At 37.2% G+C, this 18736-nt stretch carries 16 protein-coding genes and 1 riboswitch; of the genes, 9 read left to right on the top strand and 7 right to left on the bottom strand.

Features of this window, described 5'->3' with window-relative positions; translation table 11 throughout:
• Positions 1-3 precede the first annotated feature (3 nt).
• Positions 4-1749 (top strand): vWA domain-containing protein, encoded by a 1746-nt coding sequence (locus ACQKNX_RS14745; RefSeq protein ID WP_427429522.1) that lies wholly within the window; start codon positions 4-6, stop codon positions 1747-1749.
• Positions 1733-4330 carry a VWA domain-containing protein gene (locus ACQKNX_RS14740; RefSeq protein WP_427429521.1) on the top strand — a complete coding sequence of 866 codons (2598 nt, stop codon included), beginning with the start codon at positions 1733-1735 and terminating at the stop codon, positions 4328-4330. The genes ACQKNX_RS14745 and ACQKNX_RS14740 overlap by 17 nt, the downstream gene beginning before the upstream one ends.
• A gap of 57 nt (positions 4331-4387) precedes the next feature.
• Here the strand turns inward: ACQKNX_RS14740 and thiW are convergent, their stop codons facing one another.
• From thiW to ACQKNX_RS14705, 7 genes are all read right to left on the bottom strand, one after another.
• Complete coding sequence (thiW, locus tag ACQKNX_RS14735) at positions 4388-4879, bottom strand: energy coupling factor transporter S component ThiW (RefSeq protein ID WP_427429520.1); 492 nt, start codon at positions 4877-4879, stop codon at positions 4388-4390.
• A gap of 221 nt (positions 4880-5100) precedes the next feature.
• Positions 5101-5208: riboswitch (TPP riboswitch) on the bottom strand.
• Positions 5209-5263: 55 nt separating this feature from the next.
• Complete coding sequence (locus ACQKNX_RS14730; protein ID WP_427429519.1) at positions 5264-6460, bottom strand: MFS transporter; 1197 nt, start codon at positions 6458-6460, stop codon at positions 5264-5266.
• Positions 6461-6858: 398 nt separating this feature from the next.
• Positions 6859-7932, bottom strand: coding sequence for an ABC transporter substrate-binding protein (locus tag ACQKNX_RS14725; protein ID WP_340826112.1), 1074 nt, complete (start codon positions 7930-7932; stop codon positions 6859-6861).
• On the bottom strand, positions 7929-8726 hold the full coding sequence (locus tag ACQKNX_RS14720) for an ABC transporter permease (RefSeq protein WP_427429518.1): 798 nt from the start codon (positions 8724-8726) through the stop codon (positions 7929-7931). The genes ACQKNX_RS14725 and ACQKNX_RS14720 overlap by 4 nt, the downstream gene beginning before the upstream one ends.
• Positions 8723-9532, bottom strand: coding sequence for an ABC transporter permease (locus ACQKNX_RS14715; protein WP_427429517.1), 810 nt, complete (start codon positions 9530-9532; stop codon positions 8723-8725). Before ACQKNX_RS14715 ends, ACQKNX_RS14720 begins: the two co-directional genes overlap by 4 nt.
• Positions 9522-10628 carry an ABC transporter ATP-binding protein gene (locus ACQKNX_RS14710; protein ID WP_427429516.1) on the bottom strand — a complete coding sequence of 369 codons (1107 nt, stop codon included), beginning with the start codon at positions 10626-10628 and terminating at the stop codon, positions 9522-9524. The genes ACQKNX_RS14715 and ACQKNX_RS14710 overlap by 11 nt, the downstream gene beginning before the upstream one ends.
• Before the next feature lie 17 nt (positions 10629-10645).
• Positions 10646-11188, bottom strand: a complete 543-nt coding sequence (locus ACQKNX_RS14705) for a helix-turn-helix domain-containing protein (protein WP_427429515.1) — start codon at positions 11186-11188, stop codon at positions 10646-10648.
• Between the two features lie 403 nt (positions 11189-11591).
• Here ACQKNX_RS14705 and ACQKNX_RS14700 point away from each other — a divergent pair, with 403 nt between their 5' ends.
• The 7 genes from ACQKNX_RS14700 to ACQKNX_RS14670 all read left to right on the top strand — a co-directional run bounded on the left by ACQKNX_RS14700 (position 11592) and on the right by ACQKNX_RS14670 (position 18710).
• A complete protein-coding gene (locus tag ACQKNX_RS14700) occupies positions 11592-12134 on the top strand; it encodes a peroxiredoxin (RefSeq protein ID WP_427429514.1) in 543 nt (180 codons plus the stop codon).
• Positions 12135-12369: 235 nt separating this feature from the next.
• Positions 12370-12822, top strand: a complete 453-nt coding sequence (locus tag ACQKNX_RS14695) for a TlpA family protein disulfide reductase (RefSeq protein ID WP_427429513.1) — start codon at positions 12370-12372, stop codon at positions 12820-12822.
• Positions 12823-13101: 279 nt separating this feature from the next.
• The gene (locus ACQKNX_RS14690) at positions 13102-13764 is read left to right on the top strand and encodes a potassium channel family protein (RefSeq protein ID WP_024362220.1); all 663 of its coding nucleotides are present in this window, start codon (positions 13102-13104) and stop codon (positions 13762-13764) included.
• Positions 13765-13958: 194 nt separating this feature from the next.
• Entirely contained in the window at positions 13959-16481 is a 2523-nt protein-coding gene (gene mprF / locus ACQKNX_RS14685; RefSeq protein WP_427429512.1) for a bifunctional lysylphosphatidylglycerol flippase/synthetase MprF, read from the top strand.
• A 183-nt stretch (positions 16482-16664) separates the two neighbouring features.
• Entirely contained in the window at positions 16665-17231 is a 567-nt protein-coding gene (locus ACQKNX_RS14680; RefSeq protein ID WP_427429511.1) for a GNAT family N-acetyltransferase, read from the top strand.
• Positions 17232-17420: 189 nt separating this feature from the next.
• Complete coding sequence (locus ACQKNX_RS14675; RefSeq protein ID WP_427429510.1) at positions 17421-17918, top strand: GNAT family N-acetyltransferase; 498 nt, start codon at positions 17421-17423, stop codon at positions 17916-17918.
• A 9-nt stretch (positions 17919-17927) separates the two neighbouring features.
• The gene (locus tag ACQKNX_RS14670) at positions 17928-18710 is read left to right on the top strand and encodes an alpha/beta fold hydrolase (RefSeq protein WP_427429509.1); all 783 of its coding nucleotides are present in this window, start codon (positions 17928-17930) and stop codon (positions 18708-18710) included.
• Positions 18711-18736 lie beyond the last annotated feature (26 nt).

Raw genomic sequence — 18736 nt, 5'->3', positions numbered from 1 at the left:
GTTTTGGGCTTTAGTCAAATTATTTTTAGCTGGACGGCCATCATCCCGGTCATTGTCCTGCTCTATTATTTCTTTCGAAAAAAATATACCGATCAAACGGTGTCCTCAACACTTTTTTGGTCTGAAATTATGCAAGAAACTCGGGTTTCTCCATATTTAAAGCATTTACAAAAAAATGCGTTGCTCTATTTGCAATTGCTAGCATTGCTCCTATTAGTGCTAGCACTGATGAATCCGTATGTGAAAAAAAGCACTATTGCGGGTGCGCAGACGATTTTTATCGTTGATACGTCCGCTACAATGCTAGCCGGTAAAGAGCAATCCACATTTGATGCACATAAAAAAGAAATGCAATCATTAGTGAAGCAACTTGACGGACGACCTGTCACATTAATAACAACGGGCAATACGCCACAAGCAGTACTACAGCAGGAAACGAATGTGAAAAATATTGAAAAAGCGATACAAGATTTACATGTAACGTATGAAACTGCGCAAATGAATAAGGCGCTTGACGTCGCACAAGCATTTGTTGGTGATACGCAAACATCGATTTACGTTTTTACAGATTCACTTGATAAAAAACAATTGCCAATGGAGAAAGATTCAGTGAAATGGCTCGTATATGGTTCTGAAAAGGGATTAACAAATGTTGCGATTACACGCTTTGCGGCAACAACAGACGGTAAATCTACGATGGCGCTAGTGCAACTACAAAACGATACAGACCAGGAGCATGACCTGACAATTACACTTCAAAATAATCAAGGTGAAGTGATAATAGACGAGCAAATATCTTTATCAGCGAATGAGGCTACGACTAGAACATTTAAAGATTTACCTTTAATGGATACTATAACAGCGAACATTGATGTGAAAGATGATTATGCAGTGGATAATACACAATCGGTTGTGCTTCAAACTGCTACATCGAATATCGTTGTCGACCAAAGCATGCATCAACTTATTCAAAAGGGCTTTCAATCAATTAATAATAATGTAAAGATTGTACCGTCATTACAACTAGCGGATAACCAAAATGCTACCATCGTAACAAATCAAACGTCATTACTTCAAAAAATACAGAGACCGTTAGTATTAATTGGACGTGATGATGTTGAAAAAAAGGAAATCAATGGTGAAGTAAAAACAACGAGCGATGCTTTATTTGCATTTAGTGAGTTAAATGATATTTATGTAAGTGCTCTGTATCCTGCTTTTGATGGCTATAAAACAATTGCCACAGTAGGTGATAAACCATTTATTCAACGCTCGCCACAAGGGGATATTATCGTATTAGCTGATATTGCAGATACGGATTGGCCATTATATCCTTCGTTCCCGTTATTTTTATGGAGTGCGGAACAACAATTATCTGAATCAGTAGGATCTCTTGGCATTTTCGCACCAAATGAGCAACGTTCAGTTGCGTTAGCACAAGGAGATTGGAGTGTCTATTCTCAGGACGATGAATTTTTATCGTCAATCACTAACGGTTTATTAACTGCACCGATGCAGCCAGGTATTTACACGGCTCGCTCAAGTAGTGAAGAAAAACGTCTTATCGTGCAACTACAGGCACCTGAACGTGTGATAGAAGAAGGGACGAGCTATACGCTTGGAGAGCTTCAGCAAAATGGCAAAGAAGAAGTATCAAAGGCTTCATTTGTCCCTTGGTTAATACTCATTATTTTATGTTTGCTTGTAGCAGAGTGGGAGGTGCAACGCCGTCGTGGATTTACGAATTGATACGCCATTAGCCTTATTGTTATTAGTGCCATTGTTTATGTACTTTGGGTGGACTTATTGGCAAGAGCGTGTGCGCCTGAAAAAAAGTCATCTTGTTGTCATGAGCATTCGTGTAATAGCAATTGGTTGTTTGGTCTTTGCACTCGCAGCGCCCTATATTTTATTACCAGTAAAGGACGAGCAAGTATTATATTTAGTTGACCGTTCTGCTTCGATGAATAACACAGAAGCGGAAATGACTAGTTTTATAGAGGAAAGTTTGAAATCGAAAAAGGATGAACAACTTGCAGGGATTTACTCTTTTTCATCAACTCTCCAAACAGAAGCGATTTTATCGAAATCATTAAAGGAAGTTCCCAAATTTACTGAAATCAAAGGAACAGACCAAACGAATATTGAGCAAAGTCTTCAACTTGCTACAGGTATTGTCGATCCTAAAAAGGCAACAAGACTTGTTTTACTAACAGATGCCAATGAGACACAAGGGAGCGCGCTAGATTTTGCAACGAAGCTAAAGGGCTCCAATATTAGTGTAGATGTCGTTCCATTTCATCAAAGTGTGACGAATGATGTGTCGCTAAAAAGCTTTGTTACACCACAAGTAGCTTACGTAGGTGAACAGCAGCAGCTTGTTACGGAAGTAAATGCTACAGCTGCAGGACAAGGTGAACTATTACTGTACGAAAATGACAAACTCATTCATCGCGAGTCAGTAGAACTTGCACAAGGTTCAAATGTTTTCACATATAAACATACGGCAACTGCAGAGGGGCTTGTAAAATATGAGGCACACGTGCAAGTTGGACAGGATGCTATTTTTGAAAATAATAAATTAACAAGTATTACAATGGTGCAAAGTGAGCCGCGTTTACTCATTGTTAATGGCTACGATACGGCATCACCAATTGCTGCAGCTCTAGGGGCGAATTCAATCTCCTATGATGTGATAGATGCAGCAAGCTTGCCAAATGAACTTTCTAGCTATTTGCAATATAACGCTATTATCTTCGATAACGTACCTGGACACTTAGTCGGTGAAGCGAAGATGAGCGTTATTGAGCAGGCAGTCAAAAACTTTGGTGTTGGCTTTACAATGGTCGGTGGTGAAAATAGCTTCGGCTTGGGTGGCTATTTTAAAACGCCGATAGAAACCTTATTACCTGTTGAGATGGAGATAAAGGGTAAAGAGCAATTGCCATCGCTAGGACTTGTCATCGTACTTGACCGTTCAGGAAGTATGTATGGTTCAAAATTAGAGCTAGCAAAAGAAGCGGCCGCACGATCAGTTGAAATGTTACGCGATGAGGATACGCTTGGTTTTATTGCCTTTGATGATCGACCTTGGGAAATTATTGAAACCGGACCACTTGGTAATAAAGAGGAAGCAGTTGATACAATTTTATCGGTGACTCCAGGTGGTGGTACGGAAATATATAGCTCACTCGCAGCGGCATATGATAGTTTGGCAGATTTAAAATTGCAGAGGAAGCATATTATTTTATTAACTGACGGACAGTCACAATCAGGCAATTATGAAGATTTAATTGAAAATGGTAAGGAACAAGGGATTACACTTTCTACAGTGGCGATTGGGCAAGATGCAGATGGCAACTTACTACAGTCATTAAGTGATATGGGCAGTGGTCGTTTCTATGATGTTATTGATGAACAAACAATTCCTTCAATTTTATCACGTGAGACAGCGATGATTTCCCGTACTTATATAGAAGACAATCCATTTTACCCTACCATTTATAATGCAGCTGGATGGAATGCACTCTTTGCAAATGGTGTGCCACAAATGAATGCATATATTGGTACGACAGCAAAGCAGGGAGCTGCAGTAATAGCCGAAAGCGAGAAGGAAGACCCTGTATTGGCTCAATGGCAATATGGACTTGGTAAAACTTTCGCTTTCACATCAGATTCGACAGGGAAATGGGCTGGTGACTGGGCAAGGTGGCAAGAATGGGGATCATTTTGGCAAACAATCATTTCGCAAATGCTACCAAGTTATAATGATGTAGCCTATGATGTACGTCTTGATACAGATGGCTCATTTATCATCACGGACCCGACAAATGAAGCTGCCTTTTTAGATATTGTCGCTGTCGATGAATCTGGCGAGGAGCTTGATTTGCAGCTTGAAACGATTTCTGCCTCGCAAGTACGTGCAGTTGTCCAAGCTAAACCAGGGTTGATTTTTTTCCGTATTGCTGACGAAGAGCAGGCCATTTACCAGGCTGGACTAAGCGTACCGTACAGTGCAGAATATGAATTACGCCCTGTGAATGAAACACTTGTCGAGCAACTAACGAAGCAAACTGGTGGCTCTGTCTTGAAAGAACCACAAGACGTGTTCCGTAAATTCACTAACAAAGGAGCAGAGCGCCAAAATATTGCAACATGGTTACTATTAACGGGGATGCTGTTATTCTTTGTAGATATTACGATTCGACGCTTTGGATGGAGCTTCATAACAAGACATAAGCAAAAAGAAAAGTCTGTAGATGAAGCAACTGTACAGGCAGAGGACACGAACGTTGCACAGTTATTAAAAGGGATGAAAAAACGCTCTTAATTAAAAAACGATGGTACATTGCTAAAAGCAATTGCCATCGTTTTTTTATACACATAGCTACTTCGTAATAAGAATATGCGATGCGTTTTTTCGTAGACTGCTAGCAATCAAAATACCAAGAAACGCCCCAATTAAACTAGATGTAAAAAATGCAGGCATAAAAAATAATGCTCCTACGGACGTTCCCATTAATAATTGCGCATATGGTACAGCAACGAACGAGGCAAGGATACCCGTGCCAAATATTTCACCAATACCAGCTAGCCAGTTGTTGCGACTGTATTTATAAGCAAAGGCTGCACATGCCGCACCGATGACGCTTCCAGGAATCGCTAAAAGGGAGCCTGTGCCTGTTAATATACGAATCAATGCTGTAACTATAGCAACGACGATAGAAGGCATAGGACCTAATAGAATGGCGCAGATGACGTTGATCGCATGTTGTACAGGATAAGCACGAGCAATGCCAGTTGGAATGGAGACAAAAATAGAGCCTGCTACTGCAATAGCTACTAATAAAGCCATAGTAGTTAGTTTTCGAATAGACATGATAGTTACTCCTTTAAGTTTTGTGTGATGAATCGCCGATAGAACCCAGTGAACCGCCGGTAAAATGCGAGAAATCGCCGATGAAAATCCTGAAATCGCCGATAAAACCGGACAAATCGCCGGTAGACCTCGCAAAATCGCCGATAGCACTGTCTAATGAATATAAAAAAGCCGCTTCCTTGTCACGAAAGGAAGCGGCCTTGCATTTTTAAATTACACGAAAGCAAGCGTCGCCACTTCCCTCCGCTAGTGTGAACTAGATCAGGTTCAAAGGGTCCGTATATGAGCATATACGTCTCAGCCTTGTAAAGACTCCCCTAGTGGTGTTAAACGATTTAATTTTTCGATAATAAATGTACCATATTACAAATAATTGTCAATGGACTAATTTGTATCGGGCTGCATAAGATGCGGAGCCTTTTTCAATGTCCAAATGAGCGCTAATAAGAAGCATGTCATTAAAATAATTGCCCCAAATATATAAGGACTGTTCATATTCCAATCGAATAAAAGACCCGCAAGTGCAGGACCAATCATATTTCCAAGACTCATATAGGCATTGGTAAGTCCAGCGGCTAAACCTTGTTCATTGCCAGCAAGTTTAGAAATCAGTGTGTTGACGGCTGGGCGAATAAGTGTTGTTGCCGTTGAGAAAATCGTTGCGACAACTAAAATAAGTGCAAAGCCAGAAACAAATAATATGAGGAAAATAGCTACAGCAGCAATAAATAAATTGACTAATACAACTTTCATTTCCCCAAAGCGCTTAAAGAGTGGTGTTATGATGAACATTTGTACAACAACACCAAATGCGCCACCGACAGTTAAAATTATCGCAATATCGGTAGGTGTGTAGTTAAATTTGTCTGTCACAAATAATGATAATGTCGTTTGGAAATTGGCAATGCCGAACGAGAACACTAGCATAATAATCAACATAACAAAGTATGGCATTTGGACTGAACGTGCCATCTGCTTCACAAGATTGTCTTGCTTTTGTGCTTTCTGAGCTGCACTTGGTTTTGTAGAAGGTAATAACAACAATGAAAGGATAGAGGCAATAATAGCAGCTCCTCCAGCCATAAAGAATGGGAAATGCAAACTAACTTTAGATAGGAATCCACCAATACCTGGTCCAATCATAAAACCAAGAGACATCGCGGCACCTAACATGCCCATTCCTTTACCTCGTTCTTCATACGTTGTAATATCTGCTACAAACGCCATAATTGGAGGTGCTACAAAGGCAGAACCTAAACCTCCTAAGAAACGAGCAACAAAAAGCATCCATACGTCTGTAGATAGCCCGAACGAAATTTGCCCAATACCAGTTACAATCAGACCAAAAACAATCAAATTTTTTCGACCATATCGATCCGAAAGATTCCCAGCAATTGGAGAAAAAATGAATTGTGCAAAGGCGAACGTTGCAATTAACATGCCAAGAACTTGTCCTGCTGCACCAAATATGTGTAAGTACTTTGGCATAACAGGAATAATAATTCCGATACTCCCCATTGCGATAAACATATTAAACATTAAAATATACAAAGCCGCCTTGTTGGACTTCTGCTGGGTCATCGAATACCCCCCTTTTTTCTATTGAAACATTACTACAGTCTATCATAAAGAAATATTGCTTGGCTATTGGATTATAGTCGTAGATGAATGACCTGGTCATCGGAACAAAGACATTATTTTTCCTCTGAATAATACCGTTGATTTCCGCTACGGGCGGTCGCTTTCCGCGGGCACACTGCAAACCGCAACCCTTGCTGTCGCGCGACTTGTTGCGTCTTACATGTTGTGCGTTCCCGCAGGAGTCGCCGCCCTCCGCTCCAGTCAACTGAACATATCGGAAGTGAAATTCTATATTAGAACTATTAAAAGAAAAAATGACAAAAGACACCAAGTATTTGAACTCTTGATGCCTTTTGTCGACTCTTTGAGAGAGAAAAATATCTTTTTTTCATTAGCATTTATCGAATACTCATTTTAAATTCCAAAAATAATTCATTGTATTTGCCTAAATATTCTGGACCAAGGTTTTTATATACTTCTAATTTTTTGCGTTGCTCCTCGGAAGGGTAGAAGCGCTCATCCGTTACAACTTCTTTATCCATTAAGTTCATCGCTGCAATATTAGGAGTAGAATAGCCTACATAATCAGCATTTTGAGCACCAGATTCCGCTTTCAACATAAAGTTAATAAAAGCATGTGCACCATCAACATTTTTTGAAGTTTTCGGGATAACCATATTGTCAAACCATAAGTTTGAGCCTTCTTCTGGAACAGCAAAGTCTAAGTCTTCATTTTCGAATAACATATCTGCTGCTTGCCCAGACCATGTGAGAGCGACAGCCGCTTCGTTATTAATCATTAAAGGTGTAATTTCATCACCGATAATTGCTTTAACGTTTGGTGCGAGTGTAATTAGTTTATTTGTAGCCTGACGTAACTCATGGTCATCTAGCGAGTTAAGGGAATGACCAAGACTATTTAAGCCCATACCAATAACTTCACGTGCACCATCTACTAAAAAGACTTTACGTTTTAACGATGGGTCCCATAAATCTTCCCAAGAAGAGAAATCTAAGTCACCGACCAAATCTGGATTATAGACAATACCTACTGTGCCCCAGAAATAAGGAACAGAGTATTCATTGTTATCATCAAATGGTAAATCGAGAAAATACGGATCGATATTTTTAAAATTAGGTATTTTCGTTTTATCTAACGGAAGTAGTAAGTTTTCTTCCTTCATTTTTTCAATCATATATTCAGACGGCACTGCAATATCGTAAGCCGTACCACCTTGTTTAATTTTCGTCATCATTGCCTCATTTGAGTCAAATGTTTCGTAAATAACATGGATACCCGTTTCTTTTTCGAATTGCTTTAGCAAATCAGGGTCGATATATTCTCCCCAGTTAAAAATCGTTAATGTATCTTTACCACTTTTACCACCGTTCGCACTCATTGCGTCAGCAGCGTACATTAAAAGGGCGGAAACGACAAGAATAGCGATAGTAGCTTGAATTAAAGATTTCATTGTTGTCCCCCCGTTCTTTTACTTGTACGGCTTGAAAAGAAATAATAGCCGACTACAACTAATATCGTTACGAAGAATACTAAACCTGAAATTGCGTTAACAGTTAAAGAAATACCTGCACGAGCCATTGAGTAAATTTCAACAGATAAAGTACTAAAGCCATTTCCTGTTACGAAAAATGTTACGGCAAAGTCATCCAATGAATAAGTTAAAGCGAGAAAGAAACCTGCAAATATACCAGGCTGGATATACGGTAAAATAACGCGCATCATGACATCTTTTTTTGTAGCGCCAAGATCTAAAGCTGCATCAATTAACGACTTATTCATCTCTAGCAATTTCGGTAAAACCATAAGTACGACAATAGGAACACTAAACGCTACATGGGCTAATAATACCGAAGCAAAGCCTAGTTTAATGCCAACCATTGTAAATAATATTAAAAAGCTTGCGCCGATAATAACATCTGGACTAACGATTAACACATTATTTAAAGAAAGTAGGGTATTGCGCATTTTCGAATCTTTTACCGTAACAATACCGATTGCTCCTAATGTGCCAATAATTGTCGAGATAAGGGCAGAAAGCAGTGCAACAATTACCGTATTAATTAATATAACGAGTAGTCTTGAATCCTCGAAAACTGCCTTGTAATGGTCCAATGTAAAGGATTGAAAGTTAGTCATGGAATCCCCACTATTGAATGAGTAAAAGACTAAGTAAAATATAGGTGCATACAGGACGATAAAAACAATGGCTAAATACACTTTTGCAGATGTTGAGAGTTTGCTCATCGTACGCGACCTCCTTTATCCTTCTGACCTGTAATTAGCATAATAATCACCATGAATAAAATTAAAAATACGGCAATCGTTGAACCCATGCCCCAGTTTTGCGTCACAAGGAATTGCTGTTCAATTGCTGTACCCAATGTAATGACACGATTCCCTGCAATTAAGCGAGTAATCATGAATAGTGATAAAGCTGGAATAAATACAACTTGAATCCCTGATTTAACGCCATCCATCGTCAATGGTAATACGACGCGACGGAACGTTGTAAAAGCAGATGCACCTAGGTCGCGGGCTGCGTATATAAGCGTTGGATTTAGACGATCCAATGAGTTGAAAATTGGTAAAATCATAAATGGTATAAAAATATAAACAGATACAAAGACAAAGCTAATATCTGTGAATAGCATTTGCTTCGGATCAAAGCCGAATACTTTAATCGCTGCGTTAATCGGACCATATAAACCAAAAATCCCTATAAACGCGTATGTCTTTAACAATAAATTAATCCAAGACGGAATAATAATGAGCAACAGCCATAGCTGCTTGTGTTTTGTTTTTGTTAAAAAATAAGCTGTCGGATATGAAATAAGCAGAGTAAAGAATGTTATTAGAAAAGCATACCAAAATGAACTAAGTGTCATTTTTAAATAGACAGAAGAGAAAAATGCTTTGTAGTTATTAAGCGTAAAATTGCCATGTAAATCTAGTAGGGAGTAGTAAACAACGAGAGCAATTGGCGCAATAACGAAAAGTGCAATCCATAAAACATATGGAAATAACGCTGATTTCGAAGTTTTAGTTTGCATCTTCGTCATCTCCATAGGATTCTAGACGTTTATCGAACTCTTCCTCAGTTTCATTTAAACGCATTACATGAATGGCTTCTGGATCAAAGTCTAATCCTATTTCTGTCCCTACTTCAGCTTTTTTCAAAGAATGTACAAGCCACTCATTGCCAGCCTTGTCATATGTGGAAAGCTCATAATGTACACCACGGAATAATTGTGTATCTACCTTAACAATTAATTTTCCTTTGTCGACTGTTGTAATTTCTAAATCCTCTGGACGAATGACAATATCGATTTTCTCATTTGGTTTCATCCCTTGGTCAACACATTCAAACACTTGACCAGCAAATTCAACTGTAAAATCTTCTATCATAACACCGTTAACAATGTTTGATTCTCCGATAAAGTCGGCAACAAAACGGTTAATTGGTTCATCATAAATATCTACTGGTGTACCTGATTGTTGAATTTGACCTTCACTCAGTACAAATATTTCATCACTCATGGCTAGAGCTTCCTCTTGGTCATGTGTAACAAATACAAAAGTTTTACCAAGTCTTTGTTGTAATTCACGTAGTTCATACTGCATTTCTGTACGAAGTTTTAAGTCTAGTGCAGAAAGGGGCTCATCAAGTAAAATTACTTCTGGATCATTCACAATGGCACGAGCGATAGCCACTCGTTGACGTTGCCCACCTGACATTTCAGAAATTTCACGATTGCCGTAACCTGCTAAATTGACAAATTTAAGCGCTTCTGACACACGTTCTTTAATGTTGCTTTCAGGAAGCTTTTTAATGCGTAGTCCAAATGCCACGTTTTCAAAAACATTTAAATGTGGAAATAATGCATAATCCTGAAATACTGTGTTAACTTGGCGTTCATTTGCTGGAACAGTATTAATTTTTTTATCGTGGAAGAATACATCACCTGTAGTAGGTTCTGTGAAACCAGCTATAATACGTAAAATAGTTGTTTTACCGCAACCAGAAGGACCAAGTAACGTATAAAACTTACCTTTTTCAAGCTCTAAGTTAATATTTTGTAGGACGACTGTACCGTCACTATATGATTTTGAAACATTTTCAAAGCGGATAATTGAATTTGTTGTCATTGAAGCGCCTCCTTAAGCTATAAATAAGAATCAGTTGCGACGAGTAAAATTTTCGTCTCATCGTCATGTGCATTAAAAATTTGATGATGATCGGATGCGTCAAAATAGAGCGCATTACCTTCACTAGCTATATATTGTTCATTCCCTAAAACGAGACGAATACGCCCTTTGACAATATAAATAAAAGTTTCTGATAGAGAAGGTTCGAATTGTTTAAATTCTCCATCAGCAGCAAGTGTCAAAAAGATGGGCTCCATTTCTTTCTCATTTGAAGTAGGAATGAGCCATTGAATTTCATATTTTTTTTCTTCATCTGTATAGGTCGATTGATCTTCCTCAGTGTAGACAACTTTTTGTTCTGGTGCATTATCATCAAAAAATTCCTTTGGCGTCGATCCTAATACTTCTAATAATGAAAAAAGCGTTTCAATAGAAGGCGAATTTAAATCTCGCTCCAGTTGTGAAATATAGCCTTTACTTAAATCAGTACGTTCTCCAAGCTCTTCTTGGGTAAGACCTTTTTTCAAACGAAGTGCTTTAATTTTTCCTCCAATTTGCATCCTTTCCCTCCTAGAAGAAGTTTAGCAATCATAAACTTTCAGAAAATGAAGTTTACTTTAACGAAACTTTTAGTTTACTAAAAACATTACTATTATACATAATAATAAAAAATTTGCAATCGTTTTAGATGAAAAAAAGCACAAGAAATTTATAGAAAAAATGCATATACATTTTCGTGCAAATTTTTGGATATTTCCAGAATAAATTTGTGAAAAGAAGCAAATAACTAATGTGTAGAGTTGAATATTTTTGGGTATATGACAAATAATTGTCAACACGTTTGAAACGATTAGCATAGAAAAGTGAACTTCGTTGAAAAACTGAGCTTTCTTTGCTATCGTAGAAGACGGTTCGCATGTGCGAATAGAATATAAAACTACATATTATTCGGAGGGATTTATAATGGCAGAACGCATGGTAGGTAAACAAGCCCCAGACTTCACAATGGAAGCAGTACTTGCAGACAAATCTTTTGGTAAAGTATCTTTAGAAGAAATTAAAGCACAAGACAAATGGACTGTTTTATTCTTCTACCCAATGGACTTCACTTTTGTATGTCCAACAGAAATTACTGCAATGAGCGATCGTTATGACGAGTTTGAAGACTTAGATGCAGAAGTAATCGGTTTATCAACTGATACAATCCACACACACTTAGCTTGGATTAACACAGATCGCACTCAAAATGGGCTTGGCGATTTAAAATATCCATTAGCAGCGGATACTAACCATGCTATTTCGAAAGAATATGGTGTTTTAATTGAAGAAGAAGGTATCGCACTACGTGGCTTATTTATTATTAATCCAGAAGGCGAACTAAAATATCAAACAGTATTTGATAATAACATTGGCCGTGATGTAGATGAAACTTTACGTGTACTACAAGCTTTACAAACTGGTGGTCTTTGCCCAGCAAACTGGCGCCCAGGTCAAGCAACACTTTAATTTTATTTAGCAAAAGTCCACTACCTATATAAGTACGGGATGAATGTTAGCTAATTCAGTGAGGGGTTCACCCCAGCTGAATCAAGCGGATGTCACAGATTTTATGAGGTGATTTTCGAGAATGCTCGAAAAAAATCTGGACGCAATTACGCCAAGACGTGATTGATGCATAAAATAAATAATGGGTCCCCACGATACGCTTGTGGGGATATTTTTTTCTAGGGAGGATTTTTTTATGAAACTTCGTGAACAAATGCCTGAACTTGTAGGCGCAACAACGTGGTTAAATGGTGAAGTAACAAAAGCAGAGCTGGTTGGCGAAAAACCAACATTAATCCATTTCTGGTCAGTAAGCTGTCATTTATGTAAAGAAGCAATGCCAGATGTGAATAATTTCCGTGATCAATATAAAGATGAACTAAATGTTATTGCTGTGCATATGCCTCGTTCGGAAGCAGATACAGATTTAGATACAATTAAAGCTGTTGCGGCAGAGCATGATATTACGCAACCTATTTTTGTTGATAGCGAAATGAAGCTAACGGATGCATTTGAAAATCAATACGTTCCAGCGTACTTTGTTTTTGACAAAGATGGTCAGCTTCGACATATGCAAGCTGGCGGAAGCGGCATGAAGATGCTAGAAAAGCGTGTAAATCGAGTTCTTGATGAAATGCGTAACGCGTAATTTTAATATTTGAAAGACGGGGATGTTCAAATCCTCGTCTTTTTTTATCTTGCTTTAACAGTCCTTCAAGTATGAAGGAACTGGCGAATGGTAAGAGGATTTTGCGAACAAGTCCAAAAAAGTTAAGCTGAGGCGTAAATAATTAGTAGTTGTATGATAGAATGTCGAAAGTTATAGATAGAATATATAAAATGGGGAATCGTATCCTGTTTTGACGATACATATGAGTAAATATAAGTTAAAATAAAGTAATTGTAGTTTTCGGAGGGATTTTTAATGATGAAAAAAGAATTTGCTGTCATTGGACTTGGACGTTTTGGGGGAAGCATTGTTCGTGAACTAATGAGTCAAGGAGCGCAAGTTATGGCGATAGATCATTCATCTGAACGGGTGGATGAATTTGCTGCGATTGCTACTCAGGCCGTTATTGCAGATTCAACAGATGAATCGGTATTAAATTCATTAGGTATTCGTAATTTTGAACATGTGATTGTTGCGATCGGCGAAGATATTCAGGCTAGTATTTTAACGACAATTATTTTAAAAGAAATAGGTGTTCAGCAAATTACAGTAAAGGCTCAAAATGACTATCATGAAAAAGTGCTAAGAAAAATTGGAGCAGATTTTGTTGTGCATCCTGAGCGAGATATGGGTATTCGTATTGCCAATAATATGCTGTCTAATACGGTACTCGATTATTTAGAGCTTTCAGATGAACACTCCATCATGGAGCTAAAAGCAAATGATGCCATTGCAGGCTACTCAATTATGGATTTAGATATTCGAGCAAAATATGGCATTAACATTGTAGGTATAAAACGAGGATCGGATATTATTGTTTCCCCACAAGCGAGTGACAAAATTTTACTTGGGGATATTATGCTTCTTATAGGTGCAGATGTGGATATAAATCGTTTTGTGAAAAAAGCGATGAAAGAATAAATGGGTGCCAGGCACTCAAACAATTTCACGTTGTGCTGTACGAAAGCATCCGAAATCAACGGCGGTTATTTTTAAAGAAAACTGTAGTTTTTTCATACAATACACCACTTTTTTATGTACAATCCCTAAAAGGGTATAAGAAGTTTTGTTCGAATTTTAAACTTTTAAGAAAGCTTGGGGAGTAGGTTTAGCATATGTTCAAAATAAGGAAAGAACCATTTTTGCGGTTTCTGAAAATTTTATTTCCAGTCATACTGTTAGCGATAGCTATTTATGAAATTCAGCAATCGCTAAGAGGCGTAGATGTTAATTTACTTCGGAATGAAGTTAGTCAATTGCAAATATGGGAACTGTTATTGATTTTTTTCATCGCATTTTGTGCGATTACTCCGATGATTTTTTACGATATCATTTTAGCTAAACTACTAGGAATCAAAATGAACAAGCGCACTTTGCTGAATAATTCATTTATCGTCAATACATTTTCCAACCTCATTGGCTTTGGTGGTTTAGTAGGCGTTTTTCTACGAAATTATTTTTATTCAAAATATAAAGAGGATCGAGAAGGCTTGTTGAAGAGCATTGCCTCCGTTACTCTTTTTTATTTAACAGGTATCTCTTTGTTAGCATGGCTAATGTATGTATTCTTTTGGGACTTCCCATTACTAAAAGAAATTCGGTGGCTTTCAATTGCGGTCATTCTTGTCAGCTTATATGTTCCAGCCTTTATTGGGATGCACCTTATTCGTTATAAAAAAGGTAGCTCTCTAACAATAAAAGTATCTCTTCAGTTAATCATTACTTCAGTAGCAGAATGGCTTGCCGTTTTTTTCGTTATTTGGCTGTTAACGTTAATCTTGCATATACCTATTGAGTTATCGACCCTTATACCAATATTTTTAATTGCCTCATGTGCTGGCATAATTAGTATGATACCTGGAGGGGTTGGCTCATTCGACCTCGTATTTCTATGGGGGACGCAAAGTGTTGGAATCGGTGAAGAAAAAGTACTTTTCTTATTGATTTTGTACCGTGTTGGCTACTTCGTATTACCATTTTTAGTATCCGTACTATTATTTATTAAAGATTATTGGGAACGCTGGAATCGATCTTGGGATGACTTACCAAATGTTATTTTTCAAAAAATTAGTCATATGTTGTTAACGATTTTAGTATTTATCTCAGGCATTGTGTTATTGCTATCGGCATCGGTGCCTGGCGTTTTAAGTCGGCTAAAAATAGCTCAGGAGTTTTTATCATCACCAATTATGAATATCTCCCATCAATTGACTGTTGCAGCAGCCTTTATCCTTTTAGGATTGTGTAGGGGAATTAAATATAAAGTGAAAAAAGCTTATCAGCTTGCAATCGTCGTGCTTAGTAGCTCGGCTATATTCTCGATTATTAAAGGCTTTGATTATGAAGAAGCGATCTTTTTACTAATTGTCGCAGTGTTGCTCATGGCATCGAAAAAACAATTTTATCGAGAAAGTTATGTCCTTACATGGGGCGTCATCCTATTTGACCTTGCTGCCGTTCTTTTTATTACTGCAATGTATTTATTTATTGGATATGTCAACTTACCTACTGCAAAAATTCATATTCCGACTTCGTTACAATACTATATCCTTACCGACTATCGGGATTTATTTTTTAGTGCAATTATTGGTATCCTCATTGCGTGTGTCATTTTTTACTTTGGTTATTTTACGCGCGGACCTAAAAAAATGGAGCAACTTCTATCAAGAGAGCACGAAGATAAAATTAAAAACCACTTAGTGGAATATAAAGGGACTGAGTTTTCTCATTTAATATTTTTACATGACAAATTCGTATATTGGAATGAAAAGAATACAGTGTTATTTGCTTATCAAATATTTGCAGATAAAATCGTTGTATTAGGAGATCCGGTTGGGCGAGAAAGTGATTTTTTATCAGCTATTCAAGAGTTTTTGGAATTGGCAGATAAACATGGATATACACCTGTTTTTTATGAGATAAACAACAATATTTTCCCTTCTTTACATGAGCATGGCTACAGCTTTTTTAAACTTGGTGAGGAAGCATTTGTTGATTTAGAAAAATTCACGTTTTCCGGTAAAGAAATGAAGAGTAGTAGGGCGGTAAAAAATAAGTTTGAACGGGAGAACTACACGGTTGCATTATTAAGCCCGCCATATTCACAGGAACTAATGAATGAATTGGAAGAGGTATCAAGTAAATGGCTGCAAGGAAGAGCTGAAAAGGGATTTTCTCTTGGCTTTTTCGATGAAAACTATTTGAGCAAGTCAAACATTGCTGTGTTAAGAGGAGCAGAAGGTGTGATAGGCTTTGCTAGTATTATGCCAATGTATGACAATGGCGAAAGAATTTCAGTCGATCTCATGCGTTTCAAGCCAGGTGCACCTTCCGGAACGATGGATTTCATTTTTTTATCGCTGTTTGAATGGACGAAAGAACAAGGGTATCGAGTGTTCAATATGGGCATGTCGCCGTTATCAAATGTTGGGCAATCGAGATATTCCTTTTTAAGTGAAAAAATTGCAGCACAAATATTTTTACATGGACATTTCTTCTATCATTTCAAAGGATTAAGAAATTTTAAATTAAAATATGCTGATTTTTGGGAGCCTAAATATGTGGCTTACCGTAAAAAATCTTCATTACCATTTACAATGGCACAAGTAACGCTTTTAATCGGTCGAAAAAGAAAATAAGTGACGTTCAAATTGCAAGTAAGACATACTGTAAATGGGAATATGCTATAATTTACCTAATTACAATGGAAGGAATGATGAATATGAAACAGATATGGAATGTGATTGAGAAGTAGCATATAGAGGATATGCCACTTTTCAAGCAATTTAAAAAATGAAATGAAAATTGAAAAGAGGCTGCTTATGTACACAGATCAAGAATTAAACATTCGTCCTATCATTGAGTCTGATTTAGAGCGTATTTGGGAGCTTATTTATAAAGACGAGCAACCAGAATGGAAAAAATGGGATGCTCCCTATTTCCCGCACCAAGCTAAACCATTGCATGATTTTATGTTAATGTCACAGCAATTTATTAATCAAAAAAACTTTTGGGCAATTGAGGTTGATGGCGTTATTTGTGGTGTAATCTCATATTATTGGGAGCATGAGCCTTCTAAGTGGTTAGAAATGGGCATTGTTTTTCATGAGTCGCATAATTGGGGCAAAGGACTTGGCACTAGAGCAATGACACTATGGATTGATCACTTATTTTCTACGATGCCACTTGTTCGCGTTGGGTTTACGACATGGTCAGGAAATAAACGGATGATTCGCGTCGGAGAGAAATTAGGGATGCAATTGGAAGCGAAAATTCGCAAAGTGCGTTTGTATGAGGGTGTCTATTATGATTCCATACGTATGGGCATGTTAAAAGAAGAGTGGGAAGTTAGAAAAGAATGCTTAAAGAAGCTTTCAACAACTAAATAACTTGCTAGTCATTATGAAATGAAGATAGACATAGTGATTTTGAAAAAGTTTTAGCCTGTGTTCGATATTGTATCGGACGCAGGTCTTTTATTTGCTTTGATAGGATTAAAACAAATAAATGTAAAATTGTGTTTGATTTCCTATTATAGCTTTGTCATAATAAAGAAAATTCAAATAGCGAGGCATATTATGTTAATTACCGAAAATTGTATCATACAGTCTTTAAAGCCAAACCATGTTGAAGATATTTATTCATTGTATTGTAATGAGGATGTCAGAGCCTTTCTTGGAGGGGTACCGGAAAAAAGCTACATCTATTCTTCCTTTGACAGCATGCTACAAGCTCCTTTGCCTAATTCATATTTTTATATTTCATTAAAAAACAAAAATGAGTTTATTGGTTTAGTGTCGATTGATGAATATCATGAAAAAACGACATATGAGCTGAGTTATCAATTTTTACCACAATATTGGGGTAAGGGTTATGCGTTTGAAGTATTATTTGCCATCATACATTATGGATTTGACAGCTTAAATTTATCAAAAATAGTAGCGGAAACGCAAACTGCAAATATTGCCTCCTGTCGTGTACTAGAAAAGTTAGGTATGCAAAAAGTAAAGGTTTTAGAAAGGTTTGGTCATGAGCAAGCTGTCTTTCAGTTATTGAAAACGATAGAAAAAGAATAGGGGTAGCCGATGAGAAATTATATACAATACAATGCCAATCAGCATAACGAGGTTATTGTTGCGATTCCGGCACTTGGGGAACGGAAAGAAATGTATGCTGCATTGGCCAAAGCATTACCAGAAGTGCATATTGTCGCAATTGATTTACCTGGGCATAATGGGTTGCTAGACAATGATTTTTCATTTAAAACATACACCAAGACAATTAAAGAAACGATGGATGAGTTAAAAATTACAAAAGCTCATTTTGTAGGAAATTCAATAGGTGCCTGGATTATTCAAAATTTTTATACAAACTATAGTAATTCGGTAAAGTCGTTAACATTATTAGACGGTGGCTATTATTTTCATGGACAATATCATCTTGATGATGAGATGGAGATAAAATTGCCTTTTATTGAAAGCTTCGAAGATTTACAAGAGGCGATAAATGAAGAAATAAAGAGTATGGGCATAGCAACAGCTGAAAATCGGCAATATTTGTACGAATATTTTATTGGGAATTTTGTGAAAGTGGAAAATATTTACCGTCACCATAGTAAGGAAGAAGCTATAAATTATTTGGCTAAGGCAGTTGACCAGCACGATTATTGTATAGAAACGGAAACTCCTTTGCCAGTTTTATTACTGTTAGCAGATCATCAACAAGACGAGTTGTTACATAGGAAATTAACTAATTTTCACGAAAGACAACCAACTGCAAAAATAATAAAAGTTCCTAATGGATTTCATTTTTTACCACTAACTAACCCACAAGATGTAGCTGGGTGGATTCGTAATACGATACTTTAGGGGCGTAACCCCAAAATAGAGCCTCT

The sequence above is a fragment of the Lysinibacillus sp. NPDC093712 genome (assembly GCF_050280025.1).
Taxonomy (GTDB): Bacteria; Bacillota; Bacilli; order Bacillales_A; family Planococcaceae; genus Lysinibacillus.
This window is presented reverse-complemented; position numbering and strand designations above follow the sequence as displayed.

What these genes read in the sequence shown, in the direction of transcription:
- ACQKNX_RS14710 (WP_427429516.1), bottom strand. Translation starts at nt 10,628, where the DNA reads ATGACAACAAATTCAATTATCCGCTTTGAAAATGTTTCAAAATCATAT.
- ACQKNX_RS14700 (WP_427429514.1), top strand. Translation starts at nt 11,592, where the DNA reads ATGGCAGAACGCATGGTAGGTAAACAAGCCCCAGACTTCACAATGGAA.
- ACQKNX_RS14720 (WP_427429518.1), bottom strand. Translation starts at nt 8,726, where the DNA reads ATGAGCAAACTCTCAACATCTGCAAAAGTGTATTTAGCCATTGTTTTT.
- mprF (WP_427429512.1), top strand. Translation starts at nt 13,959, where the DNA reads ATGTTCAAAATAAGGAAAGAACCATTTTTGCGGTTTCTGAAAATTTTA.
- ACQKNX_RS14695 (WP_427429513.1), top strand. Translation starts at nt 12,370, where the DNA reads ATGAAACTTCGTGAACAAATGCCTGAACTTGTAGGCGCAACAACGTGG.
- ACQKNX_RS14715 (WP_427429517.1), bottom strand. Translation starts at nt 9,532, where the DNA reads ATGCAAACTAAAACTTCGAAATCAGCGTTATTTCCATATGTTTTATGG.
- ACQKNX_RS14670 (WP_427429509.1), top strand. Translation starts at nt 17,928, where the DNA reads ATGAGAAATTATATACAATACAATGCCAATCAGCATAACGAGGTTATT.
- thiW (WP_427429520.1), bottom strand. Translation starts at nt 4,879, where the DNA reads ATGTCTATTCGAAAACTAACTACTATGGCTTTATTAGTAGCTATTGCA.
- ACQKNX_RS14680 (WP_427429511.1), top strand. Translation starts at nt 16,665, where the DNA reads ATGTACACAGATCAAGAATTAAACATTCGTCCTATCATTGAGTCTGAT.
- ACQKNX_RS14725 (WP_340826112.1), bottom strand. Translation starts at nt 7,932, where the DNA reads ATGAAATCTTTAATTCAAGCTACTATCGCTATTCTTGTCGTTTCCGCC.
- ACQKNX_RS14730 (WP_427429519.1), bottom strand. Translation starts at nt 6,460, where the DNA reads ATGACCCAGCAGAAGTCCAACAAGGCGGCTTTGTATATTTTAATGTTT.
- ACQKNX_RS14675 (WP_427429510.1), top strand. Translation starts at nt 17,421, where the DNA reads ATGTTAATTACCGAAAATTGTATCATACAGTCTTTAAAGCCAAACCAT.
- ACQKNX_RS14690 (WP_024362220.1), top strand. Translation starts at nt 13,102, where the DNA reads ATGAAAAAAGAATTTGCTGTCATTGGACTTGGACGTTTTGGGGGAAGC.
- ACQKNX_RS14705 (WP_427429515.1), bottom strand. Translation starts at nt 11,188, where the DNA reads ATGCAAATTGGAGGAAAAATTAAAGCACTTCGTTTGAAAAAAGGTCTT.